The sequence below is a fragment of the Neoakkermansia glycaniphila genome (assembly GCF_001683795.1).
Classification (GTDB): domain Bacteria; phylum Verrucomicrobiota; class Verrucomicrobiia; order Verrucomicrobiales; family Akkermansiaceae; genus Akkermansia; species Akkermansia glycaniphila.
Genome location: NZ_LIGX01000020.1, coordinates 68,355 through 85,988 on the forward strand (window position 1 = coordinate 68,355; position 17,634 = coordinate 85,988).

A 17,634-nucleotide genomic window follows, 5' to 3' on the forward strand; every position below is an offset into this window, starting at 1 on the left:
GTTCATGGTGAACGGCTGCTCAGAAGAAGAGCCTGCGGTTGCCGAACAGGATGCGCTTCACGGTGTTGAGCTCGCCGTGCAAGACGTGCTTGGCGATGGTTTTGGCAAAGCCGAATGCCTGGTTCATCGTGATTTCCGGCGGCATGGCGAGCGCATGCTCGTCCACGACGACATCCAGCAGCGCGGGGCCTTCGCAGGCCAGCCAACGCTTGACGGCCAGAATGGCATCTCCCGGTTTCGTGAGCCGTTCCGCCTGCACGCCCATGGCCTGCGCCACTTCGGCGAAGTTGGGGTTTTTCAGGTCGGTGTTGACGGGGCGTATGCCCGCCGCCGTCATTTCGAGGTTGATGAAGTCGAGAGCTGAATTGTTGTACACCAGCACCTTGACGGGCAATCCCTCCTGTACGAGCGTGAGCAGGTCGCCGGGGAGCATGGCGAGTCCGCCGTCTCCGCAGAGGGCGATGACCTGCCGTTCCCGGTCGGGAGCCTGTGCGCCCATTGCCATGGCGAGGGCGCAAGCCATCGAACCGTGCTTGAAGGAACCGATGATGCGGCGCGTACCGCCGCCGTGCAGGTAGCGGGCCGACCAGATGTTCGGGGTGCCTGTATCGACGGTGAAGACGGCGCTGTCACTCGCGCAGTCGCTGATGATCTTGGTGATATATTCGGGCCGGATGGGGGCGTCTTCGTCCACATGGTGGATGTAGGCGTTCAGCTTCTTCATTTCCTTGGCGTGGCGCGTCAGGGACTGCCGCAGGTACTCATCGTCGGACTTTTCCTGAATGAGAGGCATCAGCTCGCGCAGGGTGGCGAGCGTATCGCCCTGTACGCCGAGGAAGGCGGGGACGCGGCGGCCGAGGTGGGTGGCGTTGATGTCCACCTGTGCGACTTTGACGTGATGGGGAAGGAAGGCGCTGTACGGGAAGTCCGTACCCCACATGACGAGCAGGTCGCAGTCGTTCATGGCCTGCGTGGCATCGCCCCAGCCCAGAAGTCCGGTCATGCCGACGGCGTAGGGATTGTCCTGCTCCATGATGTCCTTGGCGCGGAAGGTGTAGGCGATGGGTGCCTTGACTTTGCCAGCCAGCTCGACGATTTCCTTCTGTGAGCCCGTGCAGCCGTAGCCGCAGAAGAAGGTGATGCGCCTGCTGCCGTTGATAAGGGAGGCCAGAGCCTGAATATCGTCCGGCGAGGGGGTGACGGTGGCGCGGCCTACGCAAAGGGGTGCCTTGGCATATCCCTCGCGCTCCGCTTTCCGGGCGGCGACGTCGCCGGGCAGCACGATCATGCCGACGCCCGGCTTGTCCTTGGCGTGGCGGATGGCATTGGCGACGATGGTAGGCGCGTGTTCCGCTTCCGAGACGAGTTCGCAAAAGGCCGTGCATTCACGGTAGAATTCCTGCGGGTGCGTTTCCTGAAAGTAATCGTTGCCTACCTGACTGAGGGGGATGTGCGACGAGATGGCGAAGACGGGTGCATCGCTTCGCGCCGCATCGTAGAGACCGTTGATCAGGTGCATATTGCCGGGGCCGCTGCTTCCGCAGCAGGCGGCGAGTTCACCCGTGATCTGTGCTTCCGCGCTCGCGGCGAAGGCGGCGGCTTCTTCGTGCCGGACGTGTATCCAGCGGATGCTGCCGTCGCTTGTCAGGGCTTCCGTGACGGGGTTCAGGCTGTCGCCTACAATGCCGTAGATCCGCTTGATGCCCGCATCCCGCAGCATGCCGACGAGTTGATCGGAGACTGTTTTACTCATATCTCCAACATTCAAACCTACCGGACGGGAGAAGGCAAGCCGCAACTCTATCAATTAGGGGTGCGGACAAGCGCCATTCAAGGCCGTGCAGGCGATGCTGAGGCGCCGTTCGTTCCCTCCGGCCGGGTGGGTTGCACGGGTGGCTGCTGCGGCTGTGGTTCGGAGGGTTTGTCCGCTGTTCCCGGAATGGAAGCCGGAACTGGGGAAGGCGTATCCGTTTTTGCCGGATCGGTCTGTTCGGGCTTTCCGTTGCCGGGCTTGTCCACCGGAGGCACCGGAAGAGGTTCGGGTTTGGGCTTGAGGAGGTCTTCCCACTGGTGGTAGCGGGCCGTTTCGTGAATCCCGCCGATTTCATCGAGGAGTTCGCGGCAGCGGGCATTCAGCCTGTCGTAGTCGATCGGCCCTTTGTCCGGTTCCGCCGTGCCGGGGAACACGAGGTAACTGGCCGACAAATCGCTCACGGGGCGGCTGTAGATGGTGGCCTTCGGGTTGACTTCCTTCGCCAGCCGCAGGGAGGCTTCACCCGTTTTATAATGGGGGCCTGCATCGCCGACGATGGCGGGGAACAGGCGGTTCTCATGCACGACGACGGCATAATCCCCAGCCTTGGGCGAGAAATCGGAGTTGCTCTGGTTGATGACCCGGAGCGGGATGACGATGAAGGGATCGTATTCGGCAATGAGGTAGCTCTTGGTCTTCAGGTCGGTGATTTCGAGCTTGAGGGTGCGGATGCGTTCCTGAAGAGCCGTGCGGCTGGTTCCTGTCGCCTTCTTCAGAGAAGCCTCGGCGGTTTTCAGCTTGCTTTCCCATGAGGCGAGCAGCGGGTTCGGTTGCTTGGTGCGCTTTTTCCAGGCGTAGGTCGTAAAGGGCTGGTAGGTCGAACTGTTCACGATGGCGTCCGGCATCTTGGGCAGGCGGTCGCCGTCCGTACCGTCGGATACGACATCCATGTCCGACTGGAGCCAGAGCACCTTGCGGCGGGTCTGCGGATGGGTGATCTCGAGGATGGTATCGGTGTCGTAGAAGTTGTGGCGGTCGATGATCTTGAGCAGGGACGACGCGCTGTTGCGGATGCGGTTTTCCTTGTTCTGGTAGAGCTGGTTGTAATACGGGGATGTCTGTGCTCCGGCAAGGAGGGCGTCGTATTCCTTCAGCACATTCGGCAGTTCCGGGTTGGCGAGCTTGAGGTCTTCGCCCTTGGCGGCCTTGGGTACGACGATGTCGAGCGAGAAGGTGGCGCGGTAGTTTTCGGGTTTCTTGCGGTCGCGCGTGGCCGTCGTGCCGGGGATGAAGTTGACCTTGGTTTTCAGGTTGATGCCGCGAATGAGTTCGGTCACGTTGACGAACTCCCCGGTCGATATCTTCTGGGGCAGCGCAGGAGGGAAGGGCGGCAGGACGATGGCCGGCATGGTGAAGTTGGCCTGCGGCTTCCACGGGGTCACGCTGCCTGCGGGTATGCGGTGGACGAGGGGCTTGTCCGGCTGTTCGGAGGGGTGGCCTTCGGAAGGCCGGTCGCCCGGTTCGTCCGAAAGCGGTGTGGAGACGGCGCCGTCATCCTCCGGCAAGCCTTGCAAGGCGCGGACGAGCTGGGCGGGATAGGGCGTATACAGGGAACCGGCAGCCAGCAGGGCGGCTCCGCCGATGAGCCAGACGAGAGGGGATGGTTTTCTTGGCGGCATGGGGTCAGGTATCGGAAGAGATTTTGCGGGGGCGCAGGCCCATGACCATGCGTATGACGGGCAGGGGCATCATGCGAAGCAGGAAGGAAAGGCAGGTGATCTTGAAGGAGGGGTAGACGCAGGCCTTGCGGCGGGAAATACCGCGCAGGGCGGCGGTGATGACTGTCTCGACATCCGTATCGAAGAGGTCTTTGCCCGGCGTCATGTTCCCGGTGAATCCTTCGCGGCGCGCCACGGCACCGAATTCCGTATGCACGGGGCCGGGGCATACGGCGAGTACGCCGACGCCGGAAGATTTCAATTCCAACCGCAGAGCTTCGGAGAAGGAGGAGACGTAGGCCTTGGAAGCGGCGTAAATGGCGAAATCCGGAATGGGAAGCAGGGCGCCGAGGGAACTGATGTTGATGATGTCGCCCCCGTGGGCGGCCAGCGCCGGAGCCAAGGCACGGCACATCTCCGTGAGGGCGCAGATGTTGACTTCGAGCATCTGGCGGTTCCGTGCGGTATCGGATGAGGCGAGTTCGCCGTAGTCGCCCAGTCCCGCATTGTTGATGAGCAGGGTGCGGGCCGGAGAAAGCCGCATCAGGCAGTCGATCATATTTTGCCGTTCTTCCGGCCGGGAGAGGTCGCAGGCGCGGATGTCCACCGCAAGATTGCCGTATTTCCCCGCCAGCTCATGAGCCAAAGTTTCCATCCGGTCGCGGCGTCGGGCGATCAGCACGAGTTCGCGCACATCGGGGGCCAGTCGGCGGGCAAACGCCGCGCCGAATCCGGACGAGGCTCCGGTAATGATGACCCGCTGATAATTCATAGCCGGGATTCTGGCAGAAACAGGATTCATGTTCAAGCACTCAGTGCGTCTCGACCGCTCTCTTTCCATGATGAAAAAGGCAGCCGCCCCAGTGGGATGCGGCTGCCGGAAAGGAAGGCGGCGGCGGATCTTTACAGATTGGCGATCAGCGCATCGGCGAAGGCGGAGCATTTCAGCTCGCGGGAGCCGGGGATCATTTCCGCCAGGTCGAAGGTGACGGTCTTGTCCGCAATCGTCCTGTTCAGAGCGGAGATGATGAGATCGGCAGCTTCGGTCCAGCCCATGTAGCGGAGCATCATTTCCGCCGAGAGCAGCACGGAGGAGGGGTTGGCCTTGTCCTTGCCCGCCAGCATCGGAGCCGTGCCGTGCGTCGCTTCGAAGACGGCATGCCCGGTGTGGTAGTTGATGTTGCCGCCGGGGGCGATGCCGATGCCGCCGACCTGCGCCGCGAGGGCGTCGGAGATGTAGTCTCCGTTCAGATTCAGCGTGGCGACCACATCGAACTTCTGCGGGTGGAGCAGTATTTCCTGAAGGAAGGCATCGGCGATGCAATCCTTGATGACGAGGCCGTTGGGCAGGCGGAGCCACGGTCCCTTGTCGATGGGCTGGGCGCCGAATTCGCGTTTGGCGAGGTCGTAGCCCCAGTCGCGGAATCCGCCTTCGGTGAATTTCATGATGTTGCCCTTGTGGACGAGCGTGACGCTCTTGCGGCCGTCGGCAATGGCGTATTCGATGGCGGAGCGGACGAGGCGTTCCGTCCCTTCGCGGGAAACGGGCTTGATGCCGTAGCTCGACGTTTCCGGGAAGCGCACTTTGGAGGCGCGGGCCGGGAAGGCCTGCTTGAGCCATTCGTAGAAGGCTTTGGCATCTTCCGTACCGTTCTGGAACTCGATCCCGGCGTAAATGTCTTCCGTGTTTTCGCGGAAAATGACCATGTCCACCTTTTCGGGATGCTTCACGGGAGTTTCGATGCCTTCGAAGTAGCGCACGGGGCGCAGGCAGCAGAAGAGATCAAGCCCCTGACGCAGGGCGACGTTCAGGCTGCGGATGCCGCCGCCTACGGGTGTGGTCAGCGGACCCTTGATGCCGACGAGGTAGGTGCGGAAGGCATCCATCGTTTCATCCGGCAGCCATGTGCCGAGCTGGTCGAAGGATTTCTGTCCGGCCAGCACTTCCTTCCAGACGATGGAGCGGCTTCCCCGGTAGGCTTTGTCCACGCAGGCGTCGATGACGCGCGATGCGGCATGCCAGATGTCCGGGCCGGAGCCGTCTCCGATGATGAAGGGGATGATGGGATCGTTCGGGACGCTGAGTCCCGCGGCGGTCATGCTGATGGGTGTTCCTGCACTCATGTTCTGGTGATGGTCGGTAAGGGGTGAATTATTGCGGAGGGCCGTAGGCTTCCACTTCGCGAAGGACGATGATGCCTTTCTTGGTCAGCGAAGTGATGCGGATGCTGCGGACGGCGACGGGCTTCGGCAGCGACCACATTTCCCAGCCTTCGAGGGCGTACCCCTCGGCAAGGAAGTTTTTGCTGATCTTGCGGCCGTCGGCCAGCGTCAGTTCGACGGAGAATTTGGTGAGCTTGCCTGCCTTGGAACGGTCGCCGCCGCCGTAGATGACAACGCGGGAGACGAGTTTTACGGCCTCGGCCTTGAAGGTGGCGGACCACCATGCGGGTTTGCCGTCGGCTGGCAGGGCGACGGAGACGGCGCCATCGTCGGCGGAATTGTTGTTGACGGCGATTTCAGGGCCGTAGGAGGCAGCCGGGGCGAGCGTCGAGCTTTGTTTCAGCAGCAGCCCTTCGGAGCCGGAGGCCAGCCAGTTGACCATGCCGGAGGGGATGGCGGGCGGCGGCAGGTTCGCATTGCCGTCTTCATCCGTGGCGGAGGGTTCGGCCTGAGTGTCGGGCCGCTTCGGCTCGGCGGGAGTCGTCGTATCGTCGTCATCCGGCGTATGGGTATCGAAAGGACTGCCGGAGACGTCGTCAGTATCGGTCGCCGTAGGAGCAGGCGTATCGTCTTCGTGGGAAGGCTCGACAGGTGCGGGATGCGGATGGGTGGCGGTATCGGCCCCTCTTTCCGTTTTTGGTGCGGCAGCAACCGCCGCTTCTTTTTTGGAAGCGGGGGATTTGTCGCTGAACTTGGCGATGACGGCAGCGGCGCCGAACAGCAATAAAAGCACGAGCACGGGAGCAAGGTAGAAGGTCGTATTGTCCTTGACCTTCCGACGCTCCAGTTCGCGTTCCATGGGTGAACGGTAGGACGGCACGGAGGAGCCTGCATCGGAACCGGCACGCAGGACGGGAGCTTCCGGAGCATTGCCTGCCGCCGCAGCGGACAGAAGGCGGTTGCCCGGAGCAGGAGCGTGCTTCGCCATGCGGGATTGCTTGCGCGGTTCGTACACCTCGTCCGGAAGGTTCAGAGCCATCAGCTTGGAGGCCAGTTCGCTGAGGGAGGAGATGCGGACTTCCGGAGCATCGGCGGTGGCATGTTCCAGCAGCTGCGCCAGTTCGGGATACGTTTCCACGAAATCGGCAGGCAGATCTTCCGGATCGGTCGGGTCCGGGTAGGGCTTGCCGAGAATCAGCGTCGCCAGCAGGGAGCCGAGCGTGTAAATGACGGAAGCCGCCGTCGGCTCGTCTTCCGGATGGTTGCGGAGTTCGGGCGCAAGCGTGTAATGGAAGTCCGGGAGTTCCGGCATGTCCACCAGGCTGAACGAAAGAGTATCCGCCGGGGTGACGAAGATGTTTTCCGGATGCAGGTGGCGGGGCAGGATGTAGCGGCGGCGGGCCAGCTCCAGCGGAGCGACGGCGCCTACGATATAACGCAGGGCGGAACGCATGGGGCAGGGGCCTTTTCCCATCAGGGAAGCGAGCGTTTCGCCGTCCGGATACTTGATGATGGCGTAGATGTATTCCCCGGCCTTGCCGCAGTCGTACACCGGGAGCAGGGCTTCGTGGCGCACGTCGTGTACGGCTCCGGCTTTGCCCAGCCATTTCTCCCCGTCGGAGTCGCGGGCGACGATGGCGATCAGTACATCCGTATTGTCTTCGCGGGAAACGGCCTTGTACAGACACCCCAGAGGAGACCCCTGGAGAATCGTCAGGAAATTGTATTCATACAATGTAGCATTGAGCTCCTTGATGCTGGGAGGTGTCATAATAAGCCGGAGGAAAAAATAGTAACGGAGGGAACTATATCAGAGAGAAAACGGGACGACAAGATGAAAACTCTCACCGCAGCATGTTCAGAGCGCGTTCGACGGCTCCGAGCGTCTTCTCCACCTCCTGTACGGAATTATACATGGCGAACGAAAAACGCGTCGTTCCCGTGATGCCGAGAGCCTGCATCAGCGGCTGCCCGCAGTGGTGCCCCGTCCGCACGGCAATGCCCATCTGGTCCAGCAGCGTGCCGAGATCGTAGTGATGAACACCCGGCACGACGACGGAAACCAGCGAGCCGCGGTCTTCGTCCCCTCCAAGTACGCGCATGCCGTCCATGGAACGCAGGCCTTCCAGCAGGCGGCGCGTCAGCCCGGCTTCATGGCTCTCGATGCCATCCATGCCGACGGAGCGCACGAAGCGCAGCGCCGCCGCGAGGGCGATCGCCCCTTCGATATTGGGCGTGCCGGCCTCGTATTTGAACGGAAGATCGTTGTAGGTCGTCTTCTCGAACGTCACCTCGCGTATCATCTCGCCGCCTCCCAGCCACGGGGGAAGCTCCCTCAACAGGTCTTCGCGCCCCCAGAGGACGCCGATGCCCGTCGGAGCATAAACCTTGTGGCCGGAAAAGGCATAGAAATCGCATCCGAGTTCGACCACATCCACTTCCATGTGCCCGGTGGATTGAGCGCCGTCGATCAGCACCAGCGTGTCCGCATGCTGTTCATGCGCCATGCGGGCGATCTCCCGCACGGGAAGCACAAGGCCGAGAGCATTGGAAATATAGGGAACGGAAACGATGCGGGTCCGGGGGGAAAGCATGCGGGCATAGGCCTCCATATCGAACCGAAGACCTTCCGTCAAAGGAACCACGCGCAGCACGGCGCCCGTGCGCTGGCACAGCATCTGCCACGGCACGATGTTGGCATGGTGGGAATCGGTGCTGATCACGATCTCGTCCCCCTGGCGTATTCTGCCGGACAGCCCGAGAATCTCCGCCGCCATATTGATGCTCATCGTACAGCCGGAGGTGAAGAGGACGCTATCCGCATCCGGCGCATGCAGGAACTCCGCCACAGTCTTCCGCGCCTCTTCATGGGCTTCCGTGGCAAGCTGGCTCAGGTAGTGCGCGCCGCGGTGGATATTGGAATTGACGGTTTCGTAATACTGCCGCGAAGCTTCCAGAACCTCGACGGGTTTCTGGGTCGTCGCCGCATTATCCAGATAAATGAGCGGCTTCCCATGCACGGTGGATCGGAGAATGGGGAATCTGCTGCGGATGGCGTCGATATTCAGCATGGCTTGTCTGGATGTTCCGGCGGAGTATGGCACAGCCGGAGGGGGCAGGCAAGAGCAGGGCGTGTCAGAATCGGCCATCCCGGCCGCACCGAATTCGCGTACGTGAAGGGAATGACTCACAAAGTCGCGCGGTGTACGACGTTTCTTTCTTGCGCTGCCTGTCGGGAAAGTGTAGATTCATGCACCCGCTTGATTGATTCCGGCGGGGCGTTTTTCACAGACCAAATACTATGCTTGAATTTATCCGTAAAAACTCGTGGATCGCTCTCGCTGCGATTGCAGCCATCCTGATCGGGTTCCTGTTGATGGACTATGCCGGCAAAAATGTCATGGGTTCCGACCGTTTCGCCTCGGTCAATGAGACCAATTACAGCTATGCGGACCAGGTCGAATTGGGCGAGAACGGCCTGCGCATGCTCGGAATGCTGTCTTCGGAATGCCAACGGCACCATGCCGGCATGCTTGCACAGTTCGATACGAACAAGGACGGACAGCTCGACGACAAGGAACGCGCCGCCATGGGGCCGGCCAACGAAACAGCCCTCCAGCGGAATCTTGAAGCAGTCGTATTTTTGAATCAGCTTTACCAAATGTGGGCGGGTATCGGCCCCAACAATAGCAAGGAAGATACGAAAGCGATGACCAATCGCATCATCGTCCGGGAAGAAGCGAAAAAATACGGTGTCTATCCCGACAAGAAGCAGACCGATACATTTATTGAAAACCTCGCTGCATTCCAGAACGGCAGCGGCGACTTCGATGCGGAAGCCTACATGCAGTTCATCGGCAAAAAGGATGGAAACATCAATAAGGAGCGCGAAGCCGCCTTCCACTCTCTCGTGGCCGACATCATCGCATGGAACGCCCTGCAGGCCATCCTCGTGGACGACCTCAAGATCAATGAAGCCATCGAAGGCAAAATGCTGGATATCAACCAGCAGACCTTCGACCTGAGCACCGCCAGACTTCATCGCGCGAAATATGCTCCCTCCACCGATCCGTCCGAAGAAGATGTCAAGGCATTCTGGGAACAGAACAAGGGCAAATACCTCAGCAAGGAACGCCGCGGAGTTACCCTCTTCACTCTCACTCCGGCTGAAAACGTCAAGAACGACGACAACTTCCGCGCAGATATCGAAGAACTTTACGAAACCGTCATGGAAGCCAACGGCCGCGCCGTCGTCAAACAGTTGGAAACCGCATCCACCAGAGCCGGCAGCGAATTCATCGTCAAGGAAGAAACCTATCCTCTCGCCGCCCGTGACCAGATGGCTGCCGGACTCGCCACTCCCATCGTAGGAGCCGATCAAGGTATCGAAACCATCGCCGATGCTGCCTTTACTGTAGAAGACGCACCTGCGCCCGCAGTTTACGAACAGCGCAAGGAAGCAGGCAAAGCGGACTCCGAAATCAAAGCCGGACAGATGCGCGGCGTATACAGCACGAAAGACGGAAAATACGCCATCATACGCGTCAACACCATCGAAAAGCCTACCGAACTTCCGTATGAAGAAGCCCGTGCATCCGCTTTGGCCGACCTGAAGACGAAGCTCACCAGCGATAAACTGCACCAGACGGCCCAGGAACTTTTCGCCCGCATGGAAAAGGAAGATTCCCTGGACAAGGCTTTCACCATTGCCAAGGAAGTGGGCGCTGAAGTCGCCACGATCGACAAGTTTACCGGCGAAATGGAAAATGCGCCTGCAGCCCTGCTCAATGCCGGAGAGGCGCTTCTCACGACGGATACCGGAAAACTGGCACCTATCATGGAAGACAAGGACGGCATCCTGCTCGTCGGCATCCGCAAGCGCAGTGTCGAAGACGGCCCACAGCAGGCGGCCATCCGTACTGGTTACTACTTTCCGCAGCTGGAAAACATACACCGCAGCGAAATCATGACAGACTGGCTGCTGCAATGCTATGTCAAGTACAAGGTACAGGTAGCCCAGCACTGACGACTGCATCAACCCATTACCCCCGGCGGTCAACCCGGGGGTTCTTTTTTGTTCCAACGTACTATTTTTATGTCCGCTCTACCTCCACAGACTCGCTACATCATCGGTAACGAAGCATGCGAACGCTTCAGCTACTACGGCATGCGCAGCATCCTGATGATCTACATGACGCAGCAACTGCTGCTCAGCGAAGACAATGCCAAAGCCATCTTTCACGGCTTCGTCGCCCTGAACTACACCATGCCCCTCATCGGAGCATGGCTGGCGGACCGTTTTCTGGGGCGGTACCACACCATCCTCTTCGTCTCCCTCTTCTACTGCCTCGGCCACGGCATTCTGGCCACGGCGGACATGTTCGAATCCATCGAGATGCACAGGATCATCCTCTACATGGGCCTTGCCATCATCGGCATGGGTTCCGGCGGCATCAAGCCCTGTGTCTCCGCCTTCGTCGGCGACCAGATACGGAATCAGGACAGTACGCTGATGACCCGGGCATACGCCGCCTTCTACTGGTCCATCAACCTCGGATCCTTCTTCTCCTTCCTCGTCATCCCGGCCATGCGGGACTCCTTCGGCTACGGCTGGGCCTTCGGCGTGCCGGGCATCGCCATGGGGCTCGCCACCTTCATCTTCTGGATCGGCCGCAAACGGTACCACATCGTACCGCCTTCCCGCAAAAAAGGAGGCACCGGCTTCTTTGCCGTACTCAAAACGGCATGCAGCTCCGGCTGGAACAAGGCCCTGGCCCTTCACGGAGAAGAAAAAGTGGACAATGCCCACCGCATGCTCAAGGTATTGACCGTCTTCGCCTTCATCATCCCCTTCTGGTCTCTCTACGAACAGACCGCCACATCGTGGGTCATTCAGGGCAAATCCATGGAACCCCTGTACATCAACCTGCAATGGCTGGTGGACGGCCTTGTCTGGAAAATCGGTCCCGAAGAATTCCAGTCCGCCAATCCCATCTTCGTGATGATCTTCGTCCCTCTGCTCACGCTGGCCATCTATCCGCACGTCGGCAAATGGGGCAAACCCATCTGTCGCATGGGGGCAGGGATCATCCTCGCTTCAGTATCCTTCGCCATTGTAGCCTGGCTGCAATACAGCCTTGAGCAGGGAGCCACACTCTCCATCATCTGGCAGCTCATCCCCTACTGCGTCCTCACCGTCGCAGAAGTTCTCGTCAGCACCACGGGCCTTGAATTCGCCTATACGCAGGCACCGGCTTCCATGAAAAGCATCACAACCAGCTTCTGGAACCTCACCATCTGCCTTGGCAACCTGCTCGTCGTCGCGCTCACCTGCCTGTTTCCCGGCAATGCCGCATCCACGGGCATGTTCCTGACGTACAGCGGCATCGCCCTGATTGTCGGCATCCTCTTCCTTGCCGTTGTCGGCAGAATGCAGCACAAATACCATTAACGGGCGAAAACACTCTTGCGGTCATGGGCGCATATTGAGAGTATCATGCGTTCCATGACCCGCTCCCTTCGCCTCGCATGCTGCATCCTTGGTGCATCTTGCCTCCTGACAACCGCTTCCTCCTGCCACTACCTCCGGTCTTCCGAGAAAATCGCAGAGATCGGGCGCGAACGCCTCGTGTACGGCCCGATTGAAGACAAATGCCTGTACCGGCTGGATGGAAAATACTACATGAAGCGCCGTGTCCACACATACAAGCGCATCCCGGAATGGACGGGCAGCATATTCATGGCAGAATTAAATCCGACTCTTTATCAGCGCATGGCGGAGCAGGAGGCACCCCGGTACGTCTACATGGAATGTTCTCCGAAAGAAGTCGACAGGTTCCTGACAAAAAATGGCGACGGATTTACCCGCAGCAATGATCATGATGAAACTACATCATACTATGCCGACGACCTCGGACAAACTCTCGGCTACCCCTTGCCGATACCGGATGCTCAATTCGATCAGCGAAAAGCCAGCAAAATTCCGATCAAATGGTACCATCCCGAGGAGAACCGGAAAGTAGACGGGCGTATCTTCTTCGGCCATCTCGACACCCTGCGTACTCTCAAATCGACCGTCGACATGCCGGAATCATTTAGATCTCTGGAAAGCCCAGAGCATGCCAGCCATGATTATCGATTTTCCCCACAAAGAATCGTCTCTCAACCTGACCGCGCGACATGGTTTCAACAAGGGATATGCGTACTGGACAAAATTGCCGTCGATTATCCGGCATCGGTCATTCTGACCCTGATACAGTATAGATTGTGGGCAGATTAAGGCGCGTGGCCGCTCAAATCTTTTTTCGGTATGCGGCTCAATTCGTCTAAACTCAAGGAGGATATAAATGAACAATATAGGAGCAGTCGTGATAGATAGTTCCGTGTTTTCTCGTACTAAAAGAATCCAAACCTATACCGCGTATGACGACACAAGTATTACTGGCGACGGCGATAGCCAGCCTTTCTCTCGGTTCCGCATCCGCGGATCAAAAAATAGACCTGAAGACAAAATCATCTCAGATGTCATTTGATATCAAAAATTCAGGACAGCTGTACAGATGTTATTTCGGTCGTAAACTGGCGAATCAGGATGACGCACGCCTTAACAGTTCTTCCTCCACGCTTGCTTACCCTACGCTTTGGAATGCCAACGAAGGCTGGGCCAACGCATCGGGAGAATATAATATTTCCATTACCCAGGGGGATGGTCGTGTGTCTCTGGATTTGGTTCTGGATTCTTATAAGGTGAGTACACCGACGCCCGGGCAGGAACTAGCCGTTTTTGAATTCAGAGACACTCATTACCCCGTCAGAGTGCGCCTTTCCGTGCTAGCGCACGAAGATTCGGATGTTTTTGAGCAATGGATCGAAATCACGAATAATGGGAAGGATGCGATTACGATTGACGAAGCGGCATCCGGACATTTGAAGGTAAAAGGAACTCGTTATTATGTTTCCACATTCAGTGGCACGTGGGGAGGAGAATCCTTCATCAGTGAAGAGGAAGTGAAACAAGGAAATATCCTGGAACGTTCCTCTCATACCGGAACACGTACAGCTCAGGAAGGAACACCGGGATTCATTTTGTCCCTGAATGGTCCTGCGCAAGAAGATGAGGGCGAGGTATTCTTGGGGGCTCTGGCATGGTCGGGCAACTATGATTTACGATTCAAACACTCGCCAAATCATCATATGTTTGCCTCTTTTGGAGCGAACTTGTGTCAATCTCCCTATCGTTTGGAAGCAGATAGGACCTTGACCCTGCCTCGCTGGATCGTAACATATAGTGACAAGGGCAAGGGCGAAGCAACACGCCAATTGCACCGCTGGGCAAGAGCCGGAGGCATCCAGAAAGGAACTTCCGAACGTGATACGTTGCTTAACTCATGGGAAGGAGCGCATTTCAATTTCGATGAGCCTTTGTTGCACAAGATGATGGAGCGCTCTGCTGACATGGGATTGGAGCTGTTCGTATTAGACGACGGCTGGTTTGCCAACAAATACCCTCGCAACTATGATAATGCCGGCCTTGGAGACTGGACTGTCAATAAGAAGAAGCTTCCAAACGGCGTAGAAGGGCTAGTGAAAGTTGCTAAGGATAACAAAATCAAGTTCGGCATTTGGGTTGAACCGGAAATGGTGAATCCCAAGTCTGAACTGTACGAGACACATCCTGACTGGGTCATCAAGCTCCCCCACCGCCCCCTCAGAGAAGAGCGCAGCCAGCTAGTGCTGGATTTGTCGAATCCGGCAGTTCAGGATTACATCATCAAGTGCATGGACGATTTATTGTCCGGCAATCCCGAGATTGCCTATATCAAATGGGACTGCAATCGTACTGTCTGGGATCCGGGCTCAACCTATCTTTCCGATGCCAATCAGAAGAATTTACACGTTGATTATGTCAACGGCTACTACCGCATCATGGATGAACTGGTGAAAAAGCATCCCAGTGTTATATTCCAAGCATGCGCCTCCGGTGGCGGACGAGCTGATTTTGGAGCAATGAAGTACCATCATGAGTTCTGGGTCTCCGACAATACTGACCCCTATGATCGTATATTTATGCAGTGGGGGGTAGGACATTTGTTCCCGGCGATTTCAATGGCATCTCACGTCACGGTTTCCCCCTGTCACCAGACATCGAGATCAACGCCGCTCAAGTTCCGCTTTGATGTGGCAAGCGCAGCTCGCCTTGGATTCGAGCTTCAACCACAGAATTTAACTCAGGATGAAGTGACCTTCTCAAAGAAAGCTCTCACAGAGTATAAGAGAATTCGCCCCGTCGTCCAATTGGGAGATCTTTATCGTTTGCGCTCGCCTTATGATACAAAAGAAGCGTCCTTAATGTACGTCAAGGAAGAAAGTGGAAAACAAAGAGCCGTTGTATTTGCTTATTTGTTAAGCAGACTTCAGGCGGATTCTACTTCTCCTATCAGACTGAAGGGTCTGAAACCGGACAAGCGCTACAAGGTGACCGAACTCAATGTCGACCACAGCGGCAAGCGTACTTTCCTTGATGGGAAGGAAGTGGGCGGAGATTACCTGATGGGCAATGGCATTTCCTTCGGCTGGGGCAAAGAATTGCAGTCCTGCGTCATCGAACTGCAGGAGATTTAACGGCACGTGCTATTTTCTGACGATTGTGAGTATGATTGCAAACATCCACTGTCGTCAGAAAATCAAATCATTCTATTTTGCATTACATATATTATGCGAAGTAATAAAAATATATTGGATACCTGTGCAGGCCGGAGTCATGCAATGTTCATGAACGGCCTTGCCAACCATCCTTGAATTGATATTGATTTTCTCCGTACTGTGCCTTACAATGCGCCTGACATGAACGACGCACCGAAACAAGAACTCCTCGATATTCTTCTGGCCAAATCCATTCGCACGGGCCACTTCGTCCTCGCATCCGGCAAGGAATCCGACTTGTATTGCGATTGCCGCGTCACCGCGCTTGATGCCCGTGGAGCCAACCTCATCGGCCAGGTCGGCTGGGAGCTTGTCAAAAAAGACATCCTCGCGCAATTCCCGAACGTCTCGTCCATCGGCGGCATGACCATGGGCGCCGACCCCATCTCTCTGGCAATCGGCATGTACAGCTCGCTGGACCAGACATGCGGCACTACGCTGAACGTCTTCACCGTCCGTAAGGAAGCCAAGGATCACGGCCGCGGCAAGCGCATCGAAGGCAACTTTGAATCCGGACAGGAAATCATCGTGGTGGACGATGTCATCACCACCGGCGGCTCCACTCTGAAAGCCATTGACGCCATTGAAGCCGAAGGCGGCAAAGTCGTCGCTGCGCTCGTCCTCGTCGACCGCGAAGAAGGAGGCCGCGAAGCCATCGAAGCCCGCGACATCCCCGTCTTCCCGCTCTTCACGCGCCAATCCATCTTCGGAAGCCGTTAAAGCACACCGTGCTGGCTCTATTCGTACACCCCGATTCCATACCTCTTCGCCATGCTGCAATTCCTCCATACCCGCATCCGCGTTTCCGACCTCGAACGCACCATCGCTTTTTATGAAAAGCTCGGTTTCGAACTCACGAAACGCATGATCTCTCCCCAGGGCAACCAACTGGCCTACGTTGGCATTCCCGGTTCGAAACACCTGCTGGAACTCTGCTGGAGCGCCGATTACGACGTACAGGTTCCCGAAGACCTCATGCACACCGCCATCGGCGTGGACGACATCATGGCGGCCTGTGCGGATTTGGAAGCCCAAGGCATTGAGATATGGCCGGAAAACTGGAAGAGCGCCCTGCCCGCCGTACCGGAAGGAAAATCGAAAATCGCCTTCGTCACCGATCCGGACGGCTATGAAGTTGAGCTCATCGAAAATCACTGATATTCCACCACATGCTCCCTGTTATCCTGGGATTGGAAACGACCGCCCTCACCTTAAGGGAACGGGAGATCATTGACCGTCTCCAGCCTGCCGGGTACATCCTCTTCTCGCGCAACATCGAAAGCGTCGAACAAACGCGTGCCCTCACCGATGAACTGCGGGCGCGCAGCCTCAACTTTCAACCTGTTGTCGGTATCGATCAGGAAGGAGGCCGCGTCATCCGCACAGCAGCATTGGGCCTGCAACTACCCGGTGCTGCCGACCTGGCTTCTTTCGGCAGCGTGGCATCCATCATAGAAACGGCCATCGTCTCCACGTTCACACTCCGCCAGCTGGGATTCAACACCAACTTCGCTCCCGTACTCGACCTCGCTTCCCCTTCTCCCCAGGCCAATGCTTTGCCTTCCCGCTGCTGGGGCACGGAACCCCAGCAGGTACTCGCCTATGCCGGAATCTTCAACCGCAACCAGAGACACTACGGCCTGATGACCTGCGGCAAACACTTCCCGGGCATGGGTAAGGCGGAAACCGATCCGCACAGCGATCTGCCCGTCATCCATGCCACGCTGGAGGAATTCATCACCGAAGACATCGTCCCGTTCATGGCTCTGGACGACGAACTTTCCGGTGTCATGCTCGCCCACATCCTTCTCCCGGACATTGATCCGGACAACCCAGCTTCGCTCTCCCGCACGCTCATCGAACAAATCTTGCGCGAAAGGCTGGACTATCGCGGCCTCGTCTATACGGACGACCTCTGCATGGGTTCCATTGCTCGCACACTGCCCCCCCATCTCTCCGTACCGCGGGCTTTGGAAGCAGGATGCGACCTGCCTCTCGTCTGCCACAACGTCATGGACATCATCGATGGCATTGCGGAAGGCATCGCCCGCATCTGCCCGCAAACCATGCACGACACCATTCGCCGGGTGGAATACAACATGCACAAATCATGCGTACCACCCAAATTCTCCCAAAAACAGTGGGACAAACTCATGAGCCGTGCCGACACACTGTGCCGCACCGTCCCCTCCGCCGGAAGTGCGCCCGGCTCGCCCGTACAGCAATACTGAGTATAGCGGCATCTGGCTATGGGAAAAAGGATCGTCCGGAAATTTGGGCTTGAATCGCCCCGATGCA

Annotated in this window: 13 protein-coding genes; 7 read left to right on the plus strand and 6 right to left on the minus strand. The window is 57.8% G+C overall.

Going from position 1 to position 17,634, the window contains the following annotated elements; translation table 11 throughout:
• Positions 1-19: 19 nt before the first annotated feature.
• The 6 genes from AC781_RS05965 to AC781_RS05990 form a co-directional block, all read right to left on the minus strand.
• Positions 20-1,753 carry a thiamine pyrophosphate-dependent enzyme gene (locus AC781_RS05965; RefSeq protein ID WP_067775004.1) on the minus strand — a complete coding sequence of 578 codons (1,734 nt, stop codon included), beginning with the start codon at positions 1,751-1,753 and terminating at the stop codon, positions 20-22.
• Positions 1,754-1,830: 77 nt separating this feature from the next.
• Positions 1,831-3,432, minus strand: coding sequence for a glycoside hydrolase family 75 protein (locus AC781_RS05970; RefSeq protein WP_067775007.1), 1,602 nt, complete (start codon positions 3,430-3,432; stop codon positions 1,831-1,833).
• Positions 3,433-3,436: 4 nt separating this feature from the next.
• Positions 3,437-4,243: an SDR family NAD(P)-dependent oxidoreductase gene (locus tag AC781_RS05975; RefSeq protein ID WP_067775010.1), complete on the minus strand. Its 807-nt coding sequence runs from the start codon at positions 4,241-4,243 to the stop codon at positions 3,437-3,439.
• Positions 4,244-4,374: 131 nt separating this feature from the next.
• Positions 4,375-5,595 carry an NADP-dependent isocitrate dehydrogenase gene (icd, locus tag AC781_RS05980; RefSeq protein ID WP_067775013.1) on the minus strand — a complete coding sequence of 407 codons (1,221 nt, stop codon included), beginning with the start codon at positions 5,593-5,595 and terminating at the stop codon, positions 4,375-4,377.
• A 28-nt stretch (positions 5,596-5,623) separates the two neighbouring features.
• A complete protein-coding gene (locus AC781_RS05985; protein WP_067775016.1) occupies positions 5,624-7,405 on the minus strand; it encodes a hypothetical protein in 1,782 nt (593 codons plus the stop codon).
• Between the two features lie 73 nt (positions 7,406-7,478).
• Positions 7,479-8,705, minus strand: a complete 1,227-nt coding sequence (locus AC781_RS05990; protein ID WP_067775104.1) for an aminotransferase class V-fold PLP-dependent enzyme — start codon at positions 8,703-8,705, stop codon at positions 7,479-7,481.
• Positions 8,706-8,935: 230 nt separating this feature from the next.
• Here AC781_RS05990 and AC781_RS05995 point away from each other — a divergent pair, with 230 nt between their 5' ends.
• From AC781_RS05995 to AC781_RS06025, 7 genes are all read left to right on the plus strand, one after another.
• Positions 8,936-10,660 carry a peptidyl-prolyl cis-trans isomerase gene (locus tag AC781_RS05995; protein WP_067775019.1) on the plus strand — a complete coding sequence of 575 codons (1,725 nt, stop codon included), beginning with the start codon at positions 8,936-8,938 and terminating at the stop codon, positions 10,658-10,660.
• A 69-nt stretch (positions 10,661-10,729) separates the two neighbouring features.
• On the plus strand, positions 10,730-12,085 hold the full coding sequence (locus AC781_RS06000) for a POT-type proton-dependent oligopeptide transporter (protein WP_067775022.1): 1,356 nt from the start codon (positions 10,730-10,732) through the stop codon (positions 12,083-12,085).
• A gap of 54 nt (positions 12,086-12,139) precedes the next feature.
• Positions 12,140-12,913, plus strand: a complete 774-nt coding sequence (locus tag AC781_RS06005) for a hypothetical protein (protein ID WP_141675784.1) — start codon at positions 12,140-12,142, stop codon at positions 12,911-12,913.
• Between the two features lie 143 nt (positions 12,914-13,056).
• The gene (locus tag AC781_RS06010; RefSeq protein ID WP_067775028.1) at positions 13,057-15,255 is read left to right on the plus strand and encodes an alpha-galactosidase; all 2,199 of its coding nucleotides are present in this window, start codon (positions 13,057-13,059) and stop codon (positions 15,253-15,255) included.
• A 222-nt stretch (positions 15,256-15,477) separates the two neighbouring features.
• The gene (pyrE, locus tag AC781_RS06015) at positions 15,478-16,056 is read left to right on the plus strand and encodes an orotate phosphoribosyltransferase (RefSeq protein ID WP_067775031.1); all 579 of its coding nucleotides are present in this window, start codon (positions 15,478-15,480) and stop codon (positions 16,054-16,056) included.
• A 51-nt stretch (positions 16,057-16,107) separates the two neighbouring features.
• A complete protein-coding gene (locus AC781_RS06020; protein ID WP_067775034.1) occupies positions 16,108-16,494 on the plus strand; it encodes a VOC family protein in 387 nt (128 codons plus the stop codon).
• A gap of 11 nt (positions 16,495-16,505) precedes the next feature.
• Complete coding sequence (locus AC781_RS06025; protein WP_067775037.1) at positions 16,506-17,567, plus strand: glycoside hydrolase family 3 N-terminal domain-containing protein; 1,062 nt, start codon at positions 16,506-16,508, stop codon at positions 17,565-17,567.
• Positions 17,568-17,634: the final 67 nt, after the last annotated feature.

Coding starts and splice junctions, on each gene's coding strand:
- AC781_RS05965 (WP_067775004.1), bottom strand. CDS start 1,753: ATGAGTAAAACAGTCTCCGATCAACTCGTCGGCATGCTGCGGGATGCG.
- AC781_RS05970 (WP_067775007.1), bottom strand. CDS start 3,432: ATGCCGCCAAGAAAACCATCCCCTCTCGTCTGGCTCATCGGCGGAGCC.
- AC781_RS05975 (WP_067775010.1), bottom strand. CDS start 4,243: ATGAATTATCAGCGGGTCATCATTACCGGAGCCTCGTCCGGATTCGGC.
- icd (WP_067775013.1), bottom strand. CDS start 5,595: ATGAGTGCAGGAACACCCATCAGCATGACCGCCGCGGGACTCAGCGTC.
- AC781_RS05985 (WP_067775016.1), bottom strand. CDS start 7,405: ATGACACCTCCCAGCATCAAGGAGCTCAATGCTACATTGTATGAATAC.
- AC781_RS05990 (WP_067775104.1), bottom strand. CDS start 8,705: ATGCTGAATATCGACGCCATCCGCAGCAGATTCCCCATTCTCCGATCC.
- AC781_RS05995 (WP_067775019.1), top strand. CDS start 8,936: ATGCTTGAATTTATCCGTAAAAACTCGTGGATCGCTCTCGCTGCGATT.
- AC781_RS06000 (WP_067775022.1), top strand. CDS start 10,730: ATGTCCGCTCTACCTCCACAGACTCGCTACATCATCGGTAACGAAGCA.
- AC781_RS06005 (WP_141675784.1), top strand. CDS start 12,140: ATGACCCGCTCCCTTCGCCTCGCATGCTGCATCCTTGGTGCATCTTGC.
- AC781_RS06010 (WP_067775028.1), top strand. CDS start 13,057: ATGACGACACAAGTATTACTGGCGACGGCGATAGCCAGCCTTTCTCTC.
- pyrE (WP_067775031.1), top strand. CDS start 15,478: ATGAACGACGCACCGAAACAAGAACTCCTCGATATTCTTCTGGCCAAA.
- AC781_RS06020 (WP_067775034.1), top strand. CDS start 16,108: ATGCTGCAATTCCTCCATACCCGCATCCGCGTTTCCGACCTCGAACGC.
- AC781_RS06025 (WP_067775037.1), top strand. CDS start 16,506: ATGCTCCCTGTTATCCTGGGATTGGAAACGACCGCCCTCACCTTAAGG.